The sequence below is a fragment of the Streptosporangium vulgare genome, assembly GCF_042428775.1.
In the GTDB taxonomy this organism is placed as follows: Bacteria; Actinomycetota; Actinomycetes; order Streptosporangiales; family Streptosporangiaceae; genus Streptosporangium; species Streptosporangium vulgare.
Window position 1 is genome coordinate 1 of sequence record NZ_JBHMBS010000158.1, and the last position, 608, is coordinate 608.

Here is a 608-nt window from a genome sequence, read left to right on the forward strand (position 1 = left end):
GGCCACCGGCCGCCCCGCGGCGTCGAACAACTCCCCCGGCCGATACGAGCACATCCACTCCCCCAACATCGCCAGATGCTCGGGATTGTCACGCACCCCCGACAACGGCACCTGATGAGCGCGCCAGGTGCCCTCCACCGGCAGGCCGTCGACCTCCTTGGGGCCGGTCCACCCCTTCGGGGTCCGCAACACGATCATCGGCGGCCGGCCGCCCCGCCCCTGCCGGTACTCGGCGATCTGGTCGAACACCGTATCCAACGTCTCGGCCATCAGCGCGTGCATCGCCTCCGGATCCTCCCCCGACACCAGATGCGGCCGATACCCATACCCCTCCATCAGCTTGATCAGCTCCCCCTCCGGGATACGAGCCAGCACCGCCGGGTTGGCGATCTTGTAACCGTTCAGATGCAGAATGGGCAGCACGACACCGTCACGGCCCGGCGCGCGGAACTTGTTGGAATGCCAGCTCGCCGCCAGCGGCCCGGTCTCGGCCTCCCCGTCCCCGATGATGCACGCCACCACCAGATCAGGGTTGTCGAACGCCGCCCCATAGGCGTGCGCCAGCGAATACCCCAGCTCACCACCCTCATGAATCGACCCCGGCGTCT

General features: G+C 68.1%; 1 protein-coding gene. It reads right to left on the reverse strand.

All coding sequences use genetic code 11. The features are described 5' to 3' along the window. Positions 1 to 608 (reverse strand): phosphoketolase family protein (locus ACFFRH_RS44935; protein ID WP_512701151.1); only part of this gene is annotated, 608 nt, incomplete at both ends.